Raw genomic sequence first — 19,121 nt, 5'->3', positions numbered from 1 at the left:
GCCCGATGACAGACGCGAAAGCAGCTAGTCCCCGCCAGCGCGGGGGTAGTCCGCAGGCCTCGTCCCACACGCTTCTGGAAGGGCGGCTCGGCTACCAGGTCGAGTCCGCCCTTCTGGTGCGAGCGCTGACCCACCGTTCCTACGCGTACGAGAACGGCGGCCTGCCGACGAACGAGCGGCTGGAGTTCCTCGGGGACTCCGTGCTCGGTCTCGTCGTCACGGACACGCTGTACCGCACCCACCCCGACCTGCCCGAAGGCCAGCTGGCCAAGTTGCGGGCCGCGGTGGTCAACTCGCGTGCGCTGGCGGAGGTCGGCCGCGGCCTCGACCTCGGCGCCTTCATCCGGCTCGGCCGGGGTGAAGAGGGCACGGGCGGCCGGGACAAGGCGTCCATCCTCGCCGACACCCTTGAAGCGGTGATCGGCGCGGTCTATCTCGACCAGGGCCTCGACGCGGCCTCCGAACTGGTGCACCGCCTGTTCGACCCGCTGATCGAGAAGTCCTCCAACCTCGGAGCCGGCCTGGACTGGAAGACCTCCCTCCAGGAGCTGACCGCGATCGAGGGGCTCGGCGTGCCCGAGTACCTGGTCACGGAGACCGGCCCCGACCACGAGAAGACCTTCACTGCTGCCGCCCGCGTCGGAGGCGTCTCGTACGGCACCGGCACCGGCCGCAGCAAGAAGGAGGCGGAGCAGCAGGCCGCCGAGTCCGCCTGGCGGTCCATCCGGGCCGCGGCGGACGAGCGTGCCAACGCGGCCAAGGAGCCCGTCCGCGAGACCGCGGACGAGGCCCTGAACCGCGGCGACGCCTCCTCCGCCACCGCCTGACCGAGCGGCACGCGCCGGATCGCCGGCCCGTGCCGGTCGAGCAGCACCCCGAGCGCCCGTCCGGCCGTCCACGCCGGCACGGGCGCTCGTCCCATCCACCGGTCCGTACGGTTCTCACGGGGAGTCCGATGCCCGAGTTGCCCGAGGTCGAGGTCGTCCGGCGGGGCCTGGAGCGCTGGATCGCGCACCGGACCGTCGCCGAGACCGAGGTGCTGCACCCTCGTGCCGTGCGCCGGCATCTCGCCGGGCCCGACGACTTCGCGCACCGGCTCAAGGGCCACCACATCGGGGCGCCGCGCCGACGCGGCAAGTACCTGTGGCTGCCGCTGGAGGAGACCGACCAGTCCGTCCTGGCCCACCTCGGCATGAGCGGCCAGCTGCTGGTCCAGCCCCATGACACGCCGGACGAGAAGCACCTGCGCATCCGCGTCCGGTTCGCCGACTCGCTCGGCACCGAACTCCGCTTCGTCGACCAGCGCACCTTCGGCGGCCTGTCCCTGCACGACAACACCGCCGCCGGTCTGCCCGACGTCATCGCGCACATCGCCCGCGACCCGCTGGACCCGCTCTTCGACGACGAGGCCTTCCACCTGGCGCTGCGCCGCAAGCGGACCACCATCAAGCGCGCCCTGCTGGACCAGTCGCTGATCAGCGGCGTCGGCAACATCTACGCGGACGAGGCCCTGTGGCGCGCCCGCGTCCACTACGAACGCCCGACGGCGCACTTCACCCGTCCCGTCACGGCGGAACTCCTCGGCCACATCCGCGACGTGATGAACGCGGCCCTCGCCGTCGGCGGCACCAGCTTCGACAGCCTGTACGTCAACGTCAACGGCGAGTCCGGCTACTTCGACCGGTCCCTGGACGCGTACGGCCGTGAAGGGCTGCCGTGCAAGCGCTGCGGTACTCCCATGCGCCGCCGCCCCTGGATGAACCGGTCCAGCTACTTCTGCCCGAGGTGTCAGAGGGCGCCGCGCGTCCCGTCGTAGTGCGCGCGGGCCGCGAGGACGTCGTCCATCGCGCCCTCCACACAGTGGATGAGCGCCAGCAGCCGCTCGGCGACCCGGCGGCCCAGCGGTGTCAGCTCGTAGTCCACGCGCGGCGGGTTCGTCGGCTGTGCCTCGCGGTGCACCAGGCCGTCGCGCTCCAGCGCGTGCAGGGTCTGCGAGAGCATCTTCTCGCTCACCCCGTCGACACGCCGGCGCAGCTCGTTGAAGCGCAGCGATCCCTCGTACAGCGCGCCGAGCGTCAGCCCGCCCCAGCGGCCCGTGACGTGCTCCAGCGTGCCGCGCGACGGGCAGGCCTTGGCGAAGACGTTGTACGCGAGGTCGTCGTGGTCCTGGGTGGTGGCCGTCATACCCCAAGAGTACGCCCGTGCAGCGCTTACCACCAGGTTGCACTAACTCGTGGTTAGTACTTTCCTTTGGTTACCGTTCACGAGCCGCTCTCACGTCGAGCCGCCCGTTTTCCGCCACCTTTTCCAGGGAGTCCTCATGACCACGCCCGTGGTGTCCATCGCCTACCACTCCGGCTTCGGCCACACCGCCGTCCTCGCCGAGGCCGTCCGCGCCGGTGCCGCCGACGCGGGCGCCGAGGCGCACCTGATCAAGGTGGACGAGATCACCGACGCCCAGTGGGAGACGCTGGACCGCTCCGACGCGATCGTCTTCGGTTCGCCCACCTACATGGGCACCGCCTCCGGCGCGTTCCACGTCTTCGCCGAGACCACCTCCCAGCGCTGGTTCGGCCGGGTCTGGCAGGACAAGCTGGCGGCCGGCTTCACCAACTCCGCGTCCAAGAGCGGCGACAAGCTGCACACCCTTCAGTTCTTCCAGACGCTCGCCGCCCAGCACGGCATGCACTGGGTCAGCCTCGGCCTGCTTCCCGGCTGGAACAGCAGCACCGCCTCCGAGAACGACCTCAACCGCCTCGGCTTCTTCGCCGGAGCCGCGGCCCAGTCCGACAACGACCAGGGCCCCGAGGGCGTCCACAAGGCCGACATCGCCACCGCCGAGCACCTGGGCCGCCGGGTGGCGGAGACGGCGAAGGTCTTCGCCGTGGGGCGCGCGGCGGCGTAAGGCCGGCCGCGCCGCCGCCGTCCCTCTGTCGCCGGATGCGGCGTCTAGTACCCGAACTCCAGCGTCCACCAGGGGCCGCCCGGGCCGAGGTGGACGCCCGCGCCGAAGGTCGTGAAGCCGGGGTCCAGGATGTTGGCGCGGTGCTCGGGGCTGTCCATCCAGGCCGCCAGCACGGCCGCCGCGTCCGCCTGGCCGCGGCCGATGTTCTCACCGCCGAGACCGCCGACCCCGGCCCGCGCGGCCCGGTCCCACGGCGTCCGGCCGTCGGGGTCGGTGTGGGCGAAGAAGCCCCGCGCGGCCATGTCGTCACTGAACGCCTCGGCCAGCCCGGTCAGCGTGGAGTTCGCCGCCAGCGCGCCGAGACCGGCCTTCGCCCGCTCGTCGTTGACCAGCTTCAGCACCTCCGCCTCGACGGCGGCCTCCCGCACCACCGTGGCGGTGGAGGAGGGGGCCGGGGCCTTGGTGGCGGGGGCCGACGTACGGGACGCGGTGGGCTCCGGCGCGGTGGGCTTCGGCTCGGGCGCGGGCTTGGCCGGAGTGGCGGACGCGGACGGCTTGGCGGGCTTGGCGGGCTTGGACGGCTTGGTCGGCTTGGCGGGCTCGGCCGGCCTGGTCGCCGGGGTCCTGGCCGGACCGCTCTTCGGCGTCCGCTTCCCGGGGGCCGTCCGCGAGGGGGACGGCGTGGCGGACGGTGGCTTCGAGACGGACGCGGACGAGGAGGCGGAGCCGGAGGGGGACGTGCCGGCCGGCGCGCTCGGTGCCCGGCCGGTCCGCCTGCCGCCGTCCTCGCCGGAACCCGCCGGGGGAGCGGCGTCGGCGCTGCCCGAGGCGCCGCCCTGCTCGCTCGCCGTGTTGCCGGGTGAGGCCACGGGCCCCGTCCGTTCCCCGCCGGTGGTGTGCGTACCGCCGCCGAGCCGGTAGTGCTCCAGCCCCGGCACCGCGCCCGTGGTCACCGCGATGGTGCCGAGGACGACGGCGACGGACACTCCGAGCAGGGCGGCGCGCACCGGCCGTACGGCCTTGACCCACCGCGACCGGCCGCGGACCGCTCCCGGGCCGCCCTCGCGGCCCCCGGAACCGCCCTCGTGGCCGGAACCGTTCCCGGCGGCCGGCGCCGGGTTCTCGTCCGTCGCGAACAGATAGGCCTGTGCCTTCGCGGTGGCCTCGGCGTAGGCGTCCGGGTCCGGATACGGCCCGATGTCCCCGGGTATCGGGCGTTGTCCGGAAGGGAAGTGCGCGGGCGCGTGCCGGGGGGCGTCGCCTCCGGCGGCGGAGCGTCGGTGGCGTCCCATGATCCTTGCCCTCTTCCTCGTCCGCGTTCCTCGTACGCACGGCCGACCCATTCCACTCCTTCGAGTGGGTTTCGGCCACGATTCACCGGGTCCGGACGGTACCCGATGTCGCCGGGGCGGGCGTGTCCCGGGTGACACCGGCCGGTTAGGTTGCACCCATGAGCGAGGACGTACGACTGGTCGCCTGGGTGCGCGGACACGTGCAGGGCGTGGGATTCCGCTGGTTCACGCGGGCCAGGGCACTGGAGATCGGCGGGCTGAGTGGTTTTGCTCTCAATTTGGCCGACGGCCGGGTCCAGGTGGTCGCGGAGGGGCCGCGCGAGGGCTGCGAAGGGCTGCTGGACTGGCTCCAGGGCAGCGACACGCCCGGACGCGTGGACGGTGTGACAGAGATCTGGGACACACCGCGCGGCGGCTACGACGGCTTCGCCATCCGCTGATCGGGGTCCGCCACGCCTCCCGCGCCGGCCTCCGGCGGGCCGCCCCGGGCACCCGCCGGAAGCGGAAACGCCCTGGTGGTTGCCAAGACGGGCGTGGCATGGCAGGCTCCGCAGGTACTGCTGGTCGCCACGCCCTGAAGGCCCCGGAGGAGTCGCAGCACCGCTGTGTTCGCGGCCGTGCACCCGGTTCGCCTTCCAATACAGGGCGTGATCGTGTTGACCGTCAAACTTTTTGGTGAGACGCTGAAAGCCCCGCGCACCTTAGCTGTTTGGCATGGAACAACAGCAGAGCAACACCCGGATGTGCCAAGCACCACGGGTGCGAATCCCTCACGACCCAACCGCATCGGTCGGTCACTCATTGTGGAGGACCATCCATCATGGCAAAGGCGCTTCTCGGTTACGTCGGCGGCTCCGACCCTCGACTCCTCGCCGAGATGCGACGGCTGCAGCAGCGTGTGCAGGACCTGGAGTCCGAGATCGTACGGATCCAGGCGGAGAACGACGCGCTGGCGGCTGCCGCCTCTCAGGAGAGGATCATGGAGAGCATCGACGCACACCAGGCGGAGCCTGCGCTCACCTGATCGCTGCCTCAGCTCCACAACAGCGGACGCAACGATCGGGTTGCCCGTATCAACCGCTCAGTTGATTCGGCGACTGCGATCCAGTCGTCAGAATTGCAAGGGACGCTTCGGCGTCCCTTCCTTCTTTCCCCCGCATCCTTTCACCTTCTTAACGTCTGGTGTGCCCTGCGTGGCCGATGACGAAACCGCGCGGCGGCGAGGGTTCGCGGGCCGGGCCGGCGGCCGCGGCGGGTAGAGTCCAGGGGCGTGCACCTCAAGGCCCTGACCCTGCGCGGCTTCAAGTCGTTCGCCTCCGCGACCACACTCCGCTTCGAACCGGGGATCACGTGTGTCGTCGGTCCGAACGGCTCGGGCAAGTCCAATGTGGTGGACGCGCTCAGCTGGGTCATGGGCGAGCAGGGCGCCAAGTCGCTGCGCGGCGGCAAGATGGAGGACGTCATCTTCGCCGGCACCACCGGCCGTCCGCCGCTCGGCCGTGCCGAGGTCTCCCTGACCATCGACAACTCCGACGGGGCCCTGCCCATCGAGTACGCCGAGGTCACCCTCACGCGGACCATGTTCCGCAACGGCGGCAGCGAGTACCAGATCAACGGCGACACCTGCCGCCTGCTGGACATCCAGGAACTCCTCTCCGACTCCGGCATCGGCCGCGAGATGCACGTCATCGTCGGCCAGGGCCAGCTGGACTCCGTCCTGCACGCCGATCCCATGGGCCGCCGCGCCTTCATCGAGGAGGCGGCCGGGGTCCTCAAGCACCGCAAGCGCAAGGAGAAGGCGCTCCGCAAGCTGGACGCGATGCGGGCCAACCTGGCGCGCGTGCAGGACCTCACCGACGAACTGCGCCGCCAGCTCAAGCCCCTGGGCCGGCAGGCGGCGGTGGCGCGCCGGGCCGCCGTCATCCAGGCCGACCTGCGCGACGCCCGGCTGCGGCTGCTCGCCGACGACCTCGTACAGCTGCGTGCGGCGCTCCGGGCCGAGATCGCCGACGAGGCGGCGCTGAAGGAACGCAAGGAGAGCGCCGAGCGGGAGCTGAGGCAGGCCCTGCACCGCGAGACCCTGCTGGAAGAGGAGGTGCGCCGGCTCACTCCGCGCCTCCAGCGCGCCCAGCAGACCTGGTACGACCTGTCGCAGCTCGCCGAACGCGTCCGCGGCACGATCTCCCTGGCCGACGCCCGGGTCAAGAGCGCCACCTCCGCGCCCCCCGAGGAGCGGCGCGGCCGCGACCCCGAGGACCTGGAGCGCGAAGCCGCCCGCGTCCGTGAGCAGGAGGCCGAGCTGGAGGCGGCCCTGGAGGCGGCCCGGCGGGCACTGGACGACACGGTCGCCCACCGCGCCGAGCTGGAGCACGAGCTGGCCGTGGAGGAGCGCCGGCTGAAGGACGCCGCCCGTGCCATCGCCGACCGCCGCGAGGGGCTGGCCCGGCTGTCCGGGCAGGTGGGCGCGGCCCGCTCGCGCGTCGCCTCCGCCCAGGCCGAGATCGACCGGCTGACCACGGCCCGCGACGAGGCGCAGGAGCGGGCGGTGGGCGCGCAGGAGGAGTACGAGGCCCTGCGCGCGGAGGTCGACGGCCTGGACGCGGGCGACGCCGACCTGGCCGGGCGGCACGAGGCGGCCAAGCGTGAGCTGGCCGAAGCGGAGGCCGCCCTGAGCGCGGCCCGCGACGCCCTCACCGCCGCCGAGCGCACCCGTGCGGCGACCCGGGCCCGCCACGAGGCGCTGGCGCTGGGCCTGCGCCGCAAGGACGGCACCGGGACACTGCTCGGCGCCCGGGACCGCCTCACCGGCATCCTCGGCCCGGCCGCGGAACTCCTTAGGATCACCCCGGGCTACGAGATCCCTCTGGCGGCGGCCTTCGGCACGGCGGCCGACGCCCTCGCCGTCACCACCCCCGCGGCAGCGGCCGAGGCCCTCACCCTCCTCCGCAAACAGGACGCCGGCCGAGCCACCCTCCTCCTGACGGGCGCTCCGGAGGAAGCGCCCCACAGGAGCGCGGGCCACCACGACGACGCACCAGCCGACGACGCCGGCCAAGCACCCCGCACCGGCGCACCCGGCCACCCCGCACCCGCGGACAGCCGGCCCCCCGCCACCCCCCTCTTCGCCGCCACCCTCGTCCACGGCCCCGCCGACCTCATGCCCGCCGTCCGCCGCCTCCTGCGGGACATCGTGGTCGTGGACACCCTGGCCGACGCCGAAACCCTGATCCACGCCCGCCCCGGTCTGACCGCCGTCACCGCCGAAGGCGACCTCCTCGGCGCGCACATCGCGCACGGCGGCTCCGCCGGTGCTCCGAGCCTGCTGGAGGTCCAGGCCTCCGTGGACGAGGCCGCGGCCGAACTTGCCGAGCTGGAGGTCCGCTGCCGGCAGCTGGCCGAGGCGCAGCGCACGGCGGCCGAGCACCGTGCGCGGGCCGCGGCCGTCGTGGAGGAACTCGGCGAGCGGCGCCGCGCCGCCGACCGGGAGAAGTCGGCCGTCGCCCAGCGGCTCGGCCGCCTGGCCGGCCAGGCCCGCGGCGCCGCCGGCGAGGCCGAGCGGTCGGCCGCGGCGGCGGCCCGCGCGCAGGAGGCGCTGGACAAGGCCGTACAGGAGGCCGAGGAACTGGCCGAGCGGCTCGCCGTGGCCGCGGAGGCACCGGTGGAGGAGGAACCGGACACCTCCGTCCGGGACCGGCTCGCCGCCGACGGCGCCAACGCCCGGCAGACCGAGATGGAGGCCCGCCTCCAGGTCCGTACGCACGAGGAGCGGGTCAAGGGACTCGCCGGACGCGCCGACGCGCTCGAGCGGGCGGCCCGCGCCGAACGCGAGGCACGCGCGCGTGCCGAGCGGCGCCGGGACCGGCTGCGCCACGAGGCGGCCGTGGCCGGCGCCGTCGCCTCCGGCGCCCGGCAACTGCTCGCGCACGTGGAGGTGTCCCTCGCCCGCGCCGAGCAGGAGCGCGCCGCCGCCGAGGCCGCCAAGACCCGGGGCGAGGGCGAGCTGGCCGCCGCCCGCACGGCCGGCCGCGAACTCAAGGCGGAACTTGACAAGTTGACGGATTCAGTACACCGGGGCGAGGTACTAGGAGCGGAGAAGCGGCTGCGCATCGAGCAGCTGGAGACCAGGGCGCTGGAGGAACTGGGTGTCGAACCGGAGGGGCTGGTGGCCGAGTACGGGCCGCACCAGCCGGTGCCGCCCTCGCCCCCCGCCGACGGCGAACGACTCCCCGAGGACCCCGGCCACCCGCGCAACCGGCCCCGTCCCTTCGACCGTGCCGAGCAGGAGAAGCGGCTCAAGGCGGCCGAGCGGGCGTACCAGCAGCTGGGCAAGGTCAACCCGCTGGCGCTGGAGGAGTTCGCCGCGCTGGAGGAGCGGCACCAGTTCCTCAGCGAGCAGTTGGAGGACCTGAAGAAGACCCGCGCCGACCTGCTCCAGGTGGTGAAGGAGGTCGACGAGCGCGTCGAGCAGGTCTTCACCGAGGCCTACCGGGACACCGCCCGGGAGTTCGAGGGCGTCTTCGGCCGGCTGTTCCCCGGCGGCGAGGGCCGTCTGGTGCTGACCGACCCCGGCAACATGCTCACCACGGGCGTGGACGTGGAGGCGCGTCCGCCGGGCAAGAAGGTCAAGCGGCTCTCCCTGCTCTCGGGCGGCGAGCGCTCGCTGACCGCGGTGGCGCTGCTGGTGTCGATCTTCAAGGCCCGGCCGAGCCCGTTCTACGTCATGGACGAGGTCGAGGCGGCGCTGGACGACACCAACCTCCAGCGGCTGATCGGGATCATGCGGGAGCTCCAGGAGAGTTCGCAGCTGATCGTGATCACGCACCAGAAGCGCACGATGGAGGTCGCCGACGCGCTCTACGGCGTGTCCATGCAAGGAGACGGCGTCTCCAAGGTGATCTCCCAGCGGCTGCGCTAGCCCTTTTCAAGATCCACTAGCGGGATCGCCGGAAGATCGACCGGCCTGGTGTTCAGTTCTTGAACGCAAGATCGTCAGGCATATCTGAAAACTCACAGTCGTTGAAGTATTGACTTCGAAACTTGAAGGCATAGTCTCTGCAACGTTGCTTTTACCTTCAGGTGTAAGTGGCCCCCGCGTGTGCGCCACTGGAGACCTGGAAGGGCTCGCCCCCACCCGGCAGCGTTGCCGTGGCCCGAGGAGTTACACCGTGACCAGCACAGCGCAGGCACCTCAGTCAGGAGCCAGAACGGCTCACCCCGAACATCTCGGGCACGTCATCTTCATCGCGGCGGCTGCCGCCATGGGCGGCTTCCTCTTCGGCTACGACAGCTCCGTGATCAACGGCGCCGTCGAGGCCATCCGGGACCGTTACGACATCGGCTCCGCCGCCCTCGCCCAGGTCATCGCGATCGCGCTGATCGGCTGCGCCATCGGCGCCGCGACCGCCGGCCGCATAGCCGACCGCATCGGCCGCATCCGCTGCATGCAGATCGCCGCCGCCCTCTTCACCATCAGCGCCGTCGGCTCCGCGCTGCCGTTCGCGCTGTGGGACCTGGCCTTCTGGCGGATCATCGGCGGCTTCGCCATCGGCATGGCCTCCGTGATCGGCCCCGCCTACATCGCCGAGGTGGCCCCGCCCGCCTACCGCGGCCGGCTCGGCTCCTTCCAGCAGGCCGCGATCGTCGTCGGCATCGCCGTCTCCCAGCTGGTCAACTGGGGCCTGCTCAACGCCGCCGGCGGCGACCAGCGCGGCAAGCTGATGGGCTTGGAAGCCTGGCAGGTCATGCTCGGCGTCATGGTCGTCCCGGCCGTCCTCTACGGCATGCTGTCCTTCGCGATCCCCGAGTCCCCCCGCTTCCTGATCTCCGCCGGCAAGCGCGAGCGCGCCCGTGAGATCCTCGCCGAGGTCGAGGGCAAGGACATCGATCTGGACGCCCGCGTCGCCGAGATCGAGCACGCGATGAAGAGCGAGCACAAGTCGTCCTTCAAGGACCTGCTCGGCGGCTCCTTCTTCTTCAAGCCGATCGTCTGGGTCGGTATCGGCCTGTCGGTCTTCCAGCAGTTCGTCGGCATCAACGTCGCGTTCTACTACTCCTCGACGCTGTGGCAGTCGGTCGGCGTCGACCCGTCGGACTCGTTCTTCTACTCCTTCACCACCTCGATCATCAACATCGTCGGCACCGTGATCGCGATGATCTTCGTGGACCGCATCGGCCGCAGGCCGCTCGCCCTCATCGGCTCGGTCGGCATGGTCGTCGGCCTGGCGCTGGAGGCGTGGGCGTTCAGCTACCACCTGGTCGACGGCAAGCTGCCGAGCACCCAGGGCTGGGTCGCCCTGATCGCCGCGCACCTGTTCGTCCTCTTCTTCGCGCTGTCCTGGGGCGTGGTGGTCTGGGTCTTCCTCGGCGAGATGTTCCCGAACAAGATCCGCGCCGCCGCCCTCGGTGTCGCCGCCTCCGCGCAGTGGATCGCCAACTGGGCCATCACCGCGAGCTTCCCGTCGCTGGCCGACTGGAACCTCTCCGGCACCTACGTGATCTACACCGTCTGCGCCGCGCTCTCCATCCCGTTCGTCCTGAAGTTCGTCAAGGAGACGAAGGGCAAGTCCCTGGAGGAGATGGGCTGAGCCTCGTTGCGAGGCCCCCGAGACTCGGGGAGAAGGGCCAAGTCCCCGCTGCCCCTCTCCTCGAACCGTCCGCCGCCCCCGTCCCGGCCCACCGCCCGGACCGGGGCGGCGGTGTCGTACGGCAGGAGCGCCCGGCTCGGCCCGCCGCACGACCCGCTGCGGCCGGCGGAGGACATCGCCGCGCCGGGCCTACCGACGGCCGGTTGGTGATCGTGGCCGGGGTCGGCTGTCGGCCCGAGGAGTACGCGATGTCCGGCGCCGGGACGAGCTGATGCGGACCCGGGCACCGGGCCCGCAGAGTACGGCTCACCCCTGCCCGTACACCCGCCCGCGCCCCCTGCCGCTGGTCGGCGCTTCCTCGAAGGCCGCCGCCCGCCGGACTGCCCGGTTCGGCCCGCCGTTCTTCCCTCACCGAATACGGCACCGAGGGTTGGGCGGAATCCGCTCGGCGGTGAGGTCGGCGGTGGCCGACCTCCGCCGGCACCGTCACCGCGATCCGGCGGACGGCCCCGGGCACCGCGCCCGCGAAGACGAACGGCGACGGCGGCCAGGTGTCCTCCGCACCGTGGTGCTCCTCGGTCCGCAAGGTGGCGATCCCGTACTCGCCGGCGTGGACGGCCGTCTCCGCAGCGGCCCGGTCGGGCGGACAGGACGGCGGGCGGGACGCCGGGGGCCGACGAGATCGAAACGTAGGGCCGTGCGGGCATGCGAAGTCCCCCTCCGGTACGGCTCGGCGGAGGGGGACGTCAGCGACGGTGCGTCAGATGATCAGGAGGCCGACCGGGATCAGGCGCCGCTGGTCGCGGGCCGGCCGGCGATCTCTTCGGCCGCGGCCGGCGCGACCGTGACCGGCTTCGGCAGCGCCAGGTACAGCACACCGGAGATCACGATCGTGGCGACCCAGCCGAGGCCGTACTCGCCGATCACGTTGTTCGTCGCCAGCGGACCGGTGAACCAGTCGGAGGTGGTGAACATCAGCCCCGACACCAGGCCGATCGCCCAGGCGGCCACGGCCGCGGGGGAGAAGCCGCCCTTGTACCAGTAGGCGCTGGCGGGGGTGGTGTCGGCCATGGCCCGGCCGTCGTACTCGGTGCGGCGGAACATGTCCGCGCCGAACACGCCGACCCACGCGGAGAAGGCGACCGCCAGCAGCGACAGGAAGGCGATGAAGGAACCCATGAAGCTGGTCGCCACCAGCATCAGCACCCCGCCGAACACCAGCGAGATCACCGCGTTCACCGACACCGCCCAGTGCCGCGGCACCTTGAAGCCGAGGGTCTGCGCGGTGAAGCCGGCCGAGTACATCGACATCGAGTTGATCAGCAGCATGCCGATCAGCGCGATGAACAGGTACGGCACCGCGATCCACGTCGGCAGGATCTCGCCCAGGAAGGACACCGGGTCGCTCGCCGAGGCCAGGTCCGGGGTGGAGACCGCCATTACCGCGCCCATCAGCACCATCGGCAGCACGACGACACCGGCACCGCCCACCGCCGTGCCCACGATCGCCTTCGAGGACGCCGTACGCGGCAGATAGCGGGTGAAGTCCGGCGCGGACGGGATCCAGCTGACACCGCCCGCCGCGATCATGCCGACGCCGGTGATCACCGAGGCCGTGGAGCCGGCGCCCTGGTGCGCCACCTCCGACCAGTCGGTGTCCGCCACCAGATAGCCGAGGACCAGCACCGAGAAGGCGCCGAAGAGGTACGTCGCGTACTTGTTGCACTTCTGCACGGCGTTGATGCCGAGCCCGGAGATGGCGAAGGTCGCCACGACGAACACCAGCAGCGTCACCATGTCCAGGACGCTGTTCGCCTTGATGCCGAACAGGATGTCCAGGATGGTGAGCACCGCGTACGCGCCGGTCACCGCGTTGATCGTCTCCCAGCCCCAGCGCGCGACCCAGATCAGCGAACCGGGCAGCAGATTGCCGCGCTGCCCGAAGACCGCGCGCGACAGCGCCATGCCGGGCGCGCCGCCCCGCTTGCCGGCGATGCCGATCAGACCGACCAGGCCGTACGACACGACCGGCGCGGCCACGGCCACGATCAGGGCCTGCCAGATGTTCAGGTGGTAGGCCACGACCAGGCTCGCGCCCATGGTCAGCAGCAGCACGCTGATGTTCGCGCCGACCCATGTCGGGAACAGTTCCCGGGTCCGCGCGGTGCGCTCGCGGTCGGGAACCTGCTCGATGCCGCGGGTTTCGAGAGCGCCTTCGGTCTCGACGGATTTGCTCATGAAAGGGGTGCCTGACATGGGGGGAAGGGGGACGTGGGGGACTCTACGCGCGTGGATAGAGGTGTCACCATCGTACTTTGCTCCGAGTCCTCGTGTTAAGTGGCCTTTGTCTCTCGGAGGAAGTCACAAACGGGGTTCTCGGGGACCCCATGGCCGATACTGGTCGGGTTATGGAAACCGTCATCCTTGCTGTAGTCATCGCCGTGGTCGTGCTCGGCGCGCTCGGCGGGCTGATCGTGGGCAGCCGGCGCCGGAAGCCGCTGCCCCCGCCGCCCCCGAAGGCGCCCGACATCACCGCGCCCCCGGCCGAGCCGCATGTCGGCGAAGAGGCCGAGACGCCGCGCGACGAACCGCGCCGGACGATCGAGGAGGTGGATCTCCCGGGCGGCCCCGCGCCGGTCGTCGTCGAGGAGCCTCCCGCCGGCCCCGCCGTCGAGGTTCCCGAACTCGAGATCCCGGAGCCCACCGCGGGCCGGCTCGTCCGGCTGCGCACCCGCCTGTCCCGCTCGCAGAACGCCCTGGGCAAGGGCCTGCTCACCCTGCTCTCCCGCGAGCACCTGGACGAGGACACCTGGGAGGAGATCGAGGACACGCTGCTCACCGCCGACGTCGGCGTGCAGCCCACCCAGGAACTGGTCGAGCGGCTGCGCGAGCGCGTCAGGGTGCTCGGCACCCGCACCCCCGAGGAACTGCGCGGCCTGCTCCGCGAGGAACTCCTCACGCTGGTCGGCACCGATGTCGACCGCACCGTGAAGACCGAGCCCGAGGGCCGCAAGCCCGGCATCGTCATGGTCGTCGGCGTCAACGGCACCGGCAAGACCACCACCACCGGCAAGCTCGCCCGGGTGCTGGTCGCCGACGGCCGCACCGTCGTGCTCGGCGCCGCCGACACCTTCCGCGCCGCCGCCGCCGACCAGCTCCAGACCTGGGGCGAGCGCGTCGGCGCCCACACCGTGCGCGGTCCCGAGGCCGGCGACCCGGCCTCCGTCGCCTTCGACGCGGTGAAGGAGGGCAAGGAGATGGGCGTCGACGTGGTGCTGATCGACACCGCGGGACGTCTGCACACCAAGACCGGCCTCATGGACGAGCTGGGCAAGGTCAAGCGCGTGGTGGAGAAGCACGCGCCGCTGGACGAGGTGCTGCTCGTCCTGGACGCGACCACCGGGCAGAACGGCCTGGTGCAGGCCCGGGTGTTCGCCGAGGTCGTGGACATCACCGGCATCGTGCTGACCAAGCTGGACGGCACGGCGAAGGGCGGCATCGTGGTCGCGGTCCAGCGCGATCTGGGCGTGCCGGTCAAGCTGATCGGGCTCGGCGAGGGCGCGGACGACCTCGCGCCGTTCGAGCCGGAGGCGTTCGTGGACGCGCTGATCGGCGACTGAGCACCTGGGAACGTCCCGGTGTGACAGCGAGAAGCTCCCGCTCCCGACACGCGGTCGGGGACGGGAGCTTCGTCGTGTCCGGCGCACCGGTCACCCCGGTGACCGGTGCGCCACGTACGCCAGCGTCCCCAGCAGCAGCCGGGCCGCCGGAGGCCGCGTCGCCGAGTCCAGCGCGGGCGGGCGCAGCCAGCGTGCCGGGCCGAGGCCGCCGCGGTCGGAGGGCGGGGCGGTGATGTGGGTGCCGGGGCCGAGGCCGCGCAGGTCCAGCGCGGCCGGGTCGTCCCAGCCCATGCGGTACAGCAGCCGGGGCAGGTCGGCGGCGGCGCCGGGGGAGACGAAGAAGTGGGCGCGGCCGTCGGGGGCGGCGGTGACCGGCCCCAGGGGCAGGCCCATCCGCTCCAGCCGGACCAGTGCACGGCGGCCGACCGGCTCCGACACCTCGATGACGTCGAACGCCTGGCCGACCGGCAGCATCACGGCGGCCCCCGGGAACTCGGACCAGGCCTTGCCGACCTCGTCCAGCGTGGCCCCGGCGGGGATCGGCGGCGCGAACTCCAGCGGGTGCGCGCCGGGCGCCGGGCAGTCGGACCGCCCGCACGAGCAGGCGCCCCCGGCGGCCCGCGCGCCCGGCACCACGTCCCAGCCCCACAGTCCGGTGAACTCGGCGACGGCGGTGCACTCCGCCAGGCGCCCGCGCCGACGCGTGCCGGAGCGGATCTCGCGGATGCCGCCGATCGTGAAGCCCATGCCCCCTCCAACGGGTCCTGCGCGCCGGTGGTTACGACACGGAACGAAGCGGAAGCGGAACGTAACGCTACGGCTCCGCCTTCCCGCGCGCTCACGCGGTCAATGCGGCGCCTTGGAGCGAACCGGGTGGCACAACAGGATTTGTGCGCCCTTGAGTGCACCGCTCCGCCGGGTTTCCGCCCGCCCCCGCCAGTCAATCGCGCGGAGTCAATCGTGTATCCATTCGAAGGGGTGGCGAATGGTGGCGTTTCCGGGGCGCCGGTGACTGATGGGTGATCGCGAGATTACTCTAAGTGTGCGAGTTCACGGGGGCGCATGCATCCGGTGGGTATGCCGGAGGCAAGTCGGCAGCTCGTTCGAAGGGTGAGAACTCCCGGACAGGAGGCGTTATTTACCGGCATTCTGATAAGGCTTGGCGCACTAGGTGACAAGTGGTCTCAGGAATGGGGGCATCCCAGTGGGCGGCAACGGCGGTAGCGGTACGAGCGCTGAAAAGCGCCCCAACGAACTGCTCGGCTCGTGGTTCGTGCGCAGCGGCTGGTCCAAGGGCGAGCTGGCCCGGCAGGTGAACCGCAGGGCACGCCAGTTAGGCGCCAACCACATCTCGACCGACACCTCGCGGGTGCGCCGCTGGCTCGACGGCGAGAATCCGCGCGAACCGATCCCGCGCATCCTGTCCGAGCTGTTCTCCGAACGCTTCGGCTGCGTGGTCTCCGTCGAGGACCTCGGCCTGCGCGCCGCCCGGCAGTCGCCCGCCGCCTCCGGAGTCGACCTGCCCTGGACCGGCCCGCAGACGGTCGCCCTGCTCGGCGAGTTCTCCCGCAGCGACCTGATGCTCGCCCGGCGCGGCTTCCTCGGCACCTCCCTCGCCCTGTCCGCCGGCCCCTCCCTCATCGAGCCCATGCAGCGCTGGCTCGTGCCCGCCCCCGGCTCCCCCGCTCCGTCCCGCCCCGCCCCCGCGCTCGACCCGCACCGGCCCGGCCGGCTCTCCCGGCCCGAGCTGGACCTGCTGGAGTCCACCACCCGCATGTTCCGCAAGTGGGACGCCCAGTGCGGCGGCGGACTGCGCCGCAAGGCGGTCGTCGGCCAGCTGCACGAGGTCACCGACCTGCTCCAGGAGCCACAGCCCGAGGCCACCACCCGCAAGCTCTTCCAGATCGCCGCCGAGCTGGCCGAACTGGCCGGCTGGATGTCGTACGACGTCGGTCTCCAGCCCACCGCGCAGAAGTACTTCGTGCTCGCCCTGCACGCCGCCAAGGAGGCCGGCGACAAGCCGCTCGGTTCCTACGTCCTCTCCAGCATGAGCCGCCAGATGATCCACCTCGGCCGGCCCGACGACGCCCTGGAACTGATCCACCTCGCCCAGTACGGCAGCCGCGACTGCGCGAGCCCGCGCACCCAGGCCATGCTGTATGCGATGGAGGCCCGCGCCTACGCCAACATGGGCCAGCCCGGGAAGACCAAACGCGCCGTCCGCATGGCCGAGGACACCTTCGCCGAGGCCGGCGAGTGGGACGAGCCGGACCCCGACTGGATCGGCTTCTTCTCCGAGGCCGAGTTGTACGCCGAGAACTCCCACTCCTTCCGCGACCTCGCCTACAACGCCGGCCGCAGCCCCAGCTACGCCTCCCTCGCCGAACCGCTCATGCGGCGCGCCGTGGAACTGTTCGCCGACGACTCCGTGCACCAGCGGTCGTACGCACTGAACCTCATCGGCCTGGCCTCCGTGCACCTGCTCCAGCGCGAGCCCGAGCGCAGCACGCAGTACGCGGCGCGGGCCCTGGACGTCGCCAAGAAGGTCCGCTCCGAACGGGTGAACACCCGGATCCGCAAGACGGTCGGCACGGCCGTACGCGATTACGGCGACCTGGCCGCCGTCGTCGACCTCTCCGAGAAGCTCGCCGCCGACCTGCCGGAGGCCGCCGAGGCCGGCTGATCCCGGCACCCCTGCCCCGGCCGCGGCCGGTCCTCCCGAACTGCCCGACTCGGCTCCCCCATGCCAGGTCGTCGAGAGGACCGCCGCGGCCGGTTCGTTCCTCCACGGGGACGCCCCGCGGAAGGTTGCGCCACGATAACGATCGGCGCGGCCCGGCAACTCCCACTTCATCGACGCGTAACACACAGGGCGCCTTCGTCACCCCGGCGAAACAACGAGGGGCTCGAACCGAAACCGCGCTGCGCGAGTCTCGTGGCGCACAACCGGCCCACCCCTCACCCGACCGGACCGCTCAGGCACCGCCCGCACGGGGCCGTACCAATCGACGAGGAGACGCCGATGGCACCAGCCATCATGCTTGCGGCGGACGCACCCAGACTGTCGTCCGCCAACACAGGCTTCATGCTCATCTGCTCCGCCCTGGTGATGCTCATGACCCCGGCCCTGGCCTTCTTCTACGGAGGCATGGTCCGCGTCAAGAGCACTTTGAACATGCTCATGATGAGCTTCATCAGCCTCGGGATCGTCACCATCCTGTGGGTGCTCTACGGCTTCTCCCTCGCCTTCGGCAACGGCAACAGCCTCCTCGGCTGGAACGCCGACTGGATCGGCCTCAGCGACATAGGCCTCACCGAACTCTGGGACGGCTACACCATCCCGGTCTTCGTCTTCATGGCCTTCCAGCTGATGTTCGCGATCCTCACCCCCGCCCTGATCAGCGGCGCCCTCGCCGACCGGGTGAAGTTCTCCGCCTGGGCCCTCTTCGTCGCCCTGTGGGTCACCCTCGTCTACGTCCCCGTCGCCCACTGGGTCTGGGCCTCCGACGGCTGGGCCTTCAAGCTCGGCGTGATCGACTTCGCGGGCGGTACGGCGGTCCACATCAACGCCGGTGCGGCGGCGCTCGGTGTCATCCTCGTCATCGGCAAGCGCGTCGGCTTCAAGCGGGACCCGATGCGCCCGCACAGCCTCCCGCTGGTCATGCTCGGCGCCGGACTGCTCTGGTTCGGCTGGTTCGGCTTCAACGCCGGTTCCTGGCTCGGCAACGACGACGGCGTCGGCGCGCTGATGTTCGTCAACACCCAGGTCGCCACCGCCGCCGCGATGCTGGCGTGGCTGGCCTACGAGAAGATCCGGCACGGTGCCTGCACCACCCTCGGCGCCGCCTCCGGCGCGGTCGCCGGCCTGGTCGCCATCACCCCCTCCGGCGGCGCGGTCTCCCCGCTCGGCGCGATCGCCGTCGGCGCGATCGCCGGCGTCGCCTGCGCCGCGGCCGTCGGCCTGAAGTTCAGGTTCGGCTACGACGACTCCCTCGACGTCGTCGGCGTCCACATGGTCGGCGGCATCCTCGGCTCGCTGCTCGTCGGCTTCTTCGCCACCGGCAAGGGCCAGTCCGCCGCCACCGGCGTCTTCTACGGCGACCACTCCTTCGACCAGCTGTGGAAGCAGTGCGCGGGCGTCTTCGCGGTCCTCGCCTACTCCCTGATCGCCTCCGCAGTCCTTGCCTTCCTCCTCGACAAGACCCTCGGCATGCGGGTCACCGAGGACGAGGAGATCTCCGGCATCGACCAGGCCGAACACGCCGAGACCGCATACGACTTCAGCGGCGCCGGCGGCGGGGTCACCGGAACCGCCACCGCCCTGGCCGCCGTACAGACCCGGAAGGTGGACGCATGAAGCTCATCACCGCAGTCGTCAAGCCCCATCGGCTCGACGAGATCAAGGAAGCCCTCCAGGCCTTCGGCGTCCACGGACTCACCGTCACCGAGGCCAGCGGCTACGGCCGGCAGCGCGGCCACACGGAGGTCTACCGCGGCGCCGAGTACACCGTCGACCTCGTCCCCAAGGTCCGGATCGAGGTGCTGGCCGAGGACGACGACGCCGAGCAGCTGATCGAGGTCGTCGTCAAGGCCGCCCGCACCGGCAAGATCGGGGACGGCAAGGTGTGGTCCCTGCCGGTGGAGACCGCCGTCCGCGTCCGCACCGGTGAGCGCGGACCGGACGCGCTCTGAGCAGGACCGACAGGAAGAGGAGTCGCCG

The 19,121-nt window shown here is 71.7% G+C and carries 15 protein-coding genes and 2 pseudogenes; 12 read left to right on the top strand and 5 right to left on the bottom strand.

Annotated features, from left to right (window positions below; all coding sequences use genetic code 11):
• Window positions 1-5 precede the first annotated feature (5 nt).
• Both rnc and mutM read left to right on the top strand, forming a co-directional pair.
• Window positions 6-827, top strand: coding sequence for a ribonuclease III (rnc, locus tag SCK26_RS11345; RefSeq protein ID WP_318201178.1), 822 nt, complete (start codon window positions 6-8; stop codon window positions 825-827).
• A 128-nt stretch (window positions 828-955) separates the two neighbouring features.
• Entirely contained in the window at window positions 956-1,816 is an 861-nt protein-coding gene (gene mutM / locus SCK26_RS11340) for a bifunctional DNA-formamidopyrimidine glycosylase/DNA-(apurinic or apyrimidinic site) lyase (protein WP_318201177.1), read from the top strand.
• Here the strand turns inward: mutM and SCK26_RS11335 are convergent.
• Window positions 1,789-2,184, bottom strand: coding sequence for a winged helix-turn-helix transcriptional regulator (locus SCK26_RS11335; RefSeq protein WP_318201176.1), 396 nt, complete (start codon window positions 2,182-2,184; stop codon window positions 1,789-1,791). The genes mutM and SCK26_RS11335 overlap by 28 nt on opposite strands.
• 136 nt (window positions 2,185-2,320) lie before the next feature.
• Here SCK26_RS11335 and SCK26_RS11330 point away from each other — a divergent pair, with 136 nt between their 5' ends.
• Window positions 2,321-2,905 carry a flavodoxin family protein gene (locus SCK26_RS11330; protein ID WP_318201175.1) on the top strand — a complete coding sequence of 195 codons (585 nt, stop codon included), beginning with the start codon at window positions 2,321-2,323 and terminating at the stop codon, window positions 2,903-2,905.
• A gap of 44 nt (window positions 2,906-2,949) precedes the next feature.
• Here the strand turns inward: SCK26_RS11330 and SCK26_RS11325 are convergent, their stop codons facing one another.
• Window positions 2,950-4,197 carry a CAP domain-containing protein gene (locus SCK26_RS11325; RefSeq protein WP_318201174.1) on the bottom strand — a complete coding sequence of 416 codons (1,248 nt, stop codon included), beginning with the start codon at window positions 4,195-4,197 and terminating at the stop codon, window positions 2,950-2,952.
• A 158-nt stretch (window positions 4,198-4,355) separates the two neighbouring features.
• Between SCK26_RS11325 and SCK26_RS11320 the strand changes: the two genes are divergently transcribed.
• The 5 genes and pseudogenes from SCK26_RS11320 to SCK26_RS37970 form a co-directional block, all read left to right on the top strand.
• A complete protein-coding gene (locus SCK26_RS11320; RefSeq protein WP_318201173.1) occupies window positions 4,356-4,637 on the top strand; it encodes an acylphosphatase in 282 nt (93 codons plus the stop codon).
• Between the two features lie 380 nt (window positions 4,638-5,017).
• The gene (locus SCK26_RS11315) at window positions 5,018-5,221 is read left to right on the top strand and encodes a hypothetical protein (protein WP_318201172.1); all 204 of its coding nucleotides are present in this window, start codon (window positions 5,018-5,020) and stop codon (window positions 5,219-5,221) included.
• 246 nt (window positions 5,222-5,467) lie between these two features.
• On the top strand, window positions 5,468-9,112 hold the full coding sequence (locus SCK26_RS11310) for a chromosome segregation SMC family protein (RefSeq protein ID WP_318201171.1): 3,645 nt from the start codon (window positions 5,468-5,470) through the stop codon (window positions 9,110-9,112).
• 250 nt (window positions 9,113-9,362) lie between these two features.
• Entirely contained in the window at window positions 9,363-10,781 is a 1,419-nt protein-coding gene (locus SCK26_RS11305) for a sugar porter family MFS transporter (RefSeq protein WP_318201170.1), read from the top strand.
• A 126-nt stretch (window positions 10,782-10,907) separates the two neighbouring features.
• Window positions 10,908-11,190, top strand: a pseudogene (locus tag SCK26_RS37970) (LLM class flavin-dependent oxidoreductase); the annotation flags it as partial.
• 57 nt (window positions 11,191-11,247) lie between these two features.
• Here the strand turns inward: SCK26_RS37970 and SCK26_RS37965 are convergent.
• A pseudogene (locus SCK26_RS37965) lies at window positions 11,248-11,531 on the bottom strand (hypothetical protein); the annotation flags it as partial.
• 36 nt (window positions 11,532-11,567) lie between these two features.
• Window positions 11,568-13,019 (bottom strand): cytosine permease, encoded by a 1,452-nt coding sequence (locus SCK26_RS11300; RefSeq protein WP_318201169.1) that lies wholly within the window; start codon window positions 13,017-13,019, stop codon window positions 11,568-11,570.
• Window positions 13,020-13,189: 170 nt separating this feature from the next.
• Here SCK26_RS11300 and ftsY point away from each other — a divergent pair, with 170 nt between their 5' ends.
• On the top strand, window positions 13,190-14,401 hold the full coding sequence (ftsY, locus tag SCK26_RS11295) for a signal recognition particle-docking protein FtsY (protein WP_318201168.1): 1,212 nt from the start codon (window positions 13,190-13,192) through the stop codon (window positions 14,399-14,401).
• Between the two features lie 90 nt (window positions 14,402-14,491).
• Here the strand turns inward: ftsY and SCK26_RS11290 are convergent, their stop codons facing one another.
• Entirely contained in the window at window positions 14,492-15,148 is a 657-nt protein-coding gene (locus tag SCK26_RS11290; RefSeq protein ID WP_318201167.1) for a bifunctional DNA primase/polymerase, read from the bottom strand.
• A gap of 457 nt (window positions 15,149-15,605) precedes the next feature.
• Here SCK26_RS11290 and SCK26_RS11285 point away from each other — a divergent pair, with 457 nt between their 5' ends.
• The 3 genes from SCK26_RS11285 (at window position 15,606) to SCK26_RS11275 (ending at window position 19,093) form a co-directional block, all read left to right on the top strand.
• Window positions 15,606-17,084, top strand: coding sequence for a hypothetical protein (locus tag SCK26_RS11285; RefSeq protein ID WP_318201166.1), 1,479 nt, complete (start codon window positions 15,606-15,608; stop codon window positions 17,082-17,084).
• A 339-nt stretch (window positions 17,085-17,423) separates the two neighbouring features.
• Window positions 17,424-18,758, top strand: coding sequence for an ammonium transporter (locus tag SCK26_RS11280; RefSeq protein WP_318201165.1), 1,335 nt, complete (start codon window positions 17,424-17,426; stop codon window positions 18,756-18,758).
• Window positions 18,755-19,093, top strand: a complete 339-nt coding sequence (locus SCK26_RS11275; RefSeq protein WP_318201164.1) for a P-II family nitrogen regulator — start codon at window positions 18,755-18,757, stop codon at window positions 19,091-19,093. The genes SCK26_RS11280 and SCK26_RS11275 overlap by 4 nt, the downstream gene beginning before the upstream one ends.
• The last annotated feature ends 28 nt before the right edge of the window (window positions 19,094-19,121 follow it).

The organism is Streptomyces sp. SCL15-4 (genome assembly GCF_033366695.1).
Lineage (GTDB): Bacteria > Actinomycetota > Actinomycetes > Streptomycetales > Streptomycetaceae > Streptomyces.
Note: the sequence above shows the minus strand (reverse complement) of the source record. Positions and strands in the feature narration are given on the sequence as shown.

Coding starts and splice junctions, on each gene's coding strand:
- rnc (WP_318201178.1), top strand. CDS start 6: ATGACAGACGCGAAAGCAGCTAGTCCCCGCCAGCGCGGGGGTAGTCCG.
- mutM (WP_318201177.1), top strand. CDS start 956: ATGCCCGAGTTGCCCGAGGTCGAGGTCGTCCGGCGGGGCCTGGAGCGC.
- SCK26_RS11335 (WP_318201176.1), bottom strand. CDS start 2,184: ATGACGGCCACCACCCAGGACCACGACGACCTCGCGTACAACGTCTTC.
- SCK26_RS11330 (WP_318201175.1), top strand. CDS start 2,321: ATGACCACGCCCGTGGTGTCCATCGCCTACCACTCCGGCTTCGGCCAC.
- SCK26_RS11325 (WP_318201174.1), bottom strand. CDS start 4,197: ATGGGACGCCACCGACGCTCCGCCGCCGGAGGCGACGCCCCCCGGCAC.
- SCK26_RS11320 (WP_318201173.1), top strand. CDS start 4,356: ATGAGCGAGGACGTACGACTGGTCGCCTGGGTGCGCGGACACGTGCAG.
- SCK26_RS11315 (WP_318201172.1), top strand. CDS start 5,018: ATGGCAAAGGCGCTTCTCGGTTACGTCGGCGGCTCCGACCCTCGACTC.
- SCK26_RS11300 (WP_318201169.1), bottom strand. CDS start 13,019: ATGAGCAAATCCGTCGAGACCGAAGGCGCTCTCGAAACCCGCGGCATC.
- ftsY (WP_318201168.1), top strand. CDS start 13,190: ATGGAAACCGTCATCCTTGCTGTAGTCATCGCCGTGGTCGTGCTCGGC.
- SCK26_RS11290 (WP_318201167.1), bottom strand. CDS start 15,148: ATGGGCTTCACGATCGGCGGCATCCGCGAGATCCGCTCCGGCACGCGT.
- SCK26_RS11280 (WP_318201165.1), top strand. CDS start 17,424: ATGGCACCAGCCATCATGCTTGCGGCGGACGCACCCAGACTGTCGTCC.
- SCK26_RS11275 (WP_318201164.1), top strand. CDS start 18,755: ATGAAGCTCATCACCGCAGTCGTCAAGCCCCATCGGCTCGACGAGATC.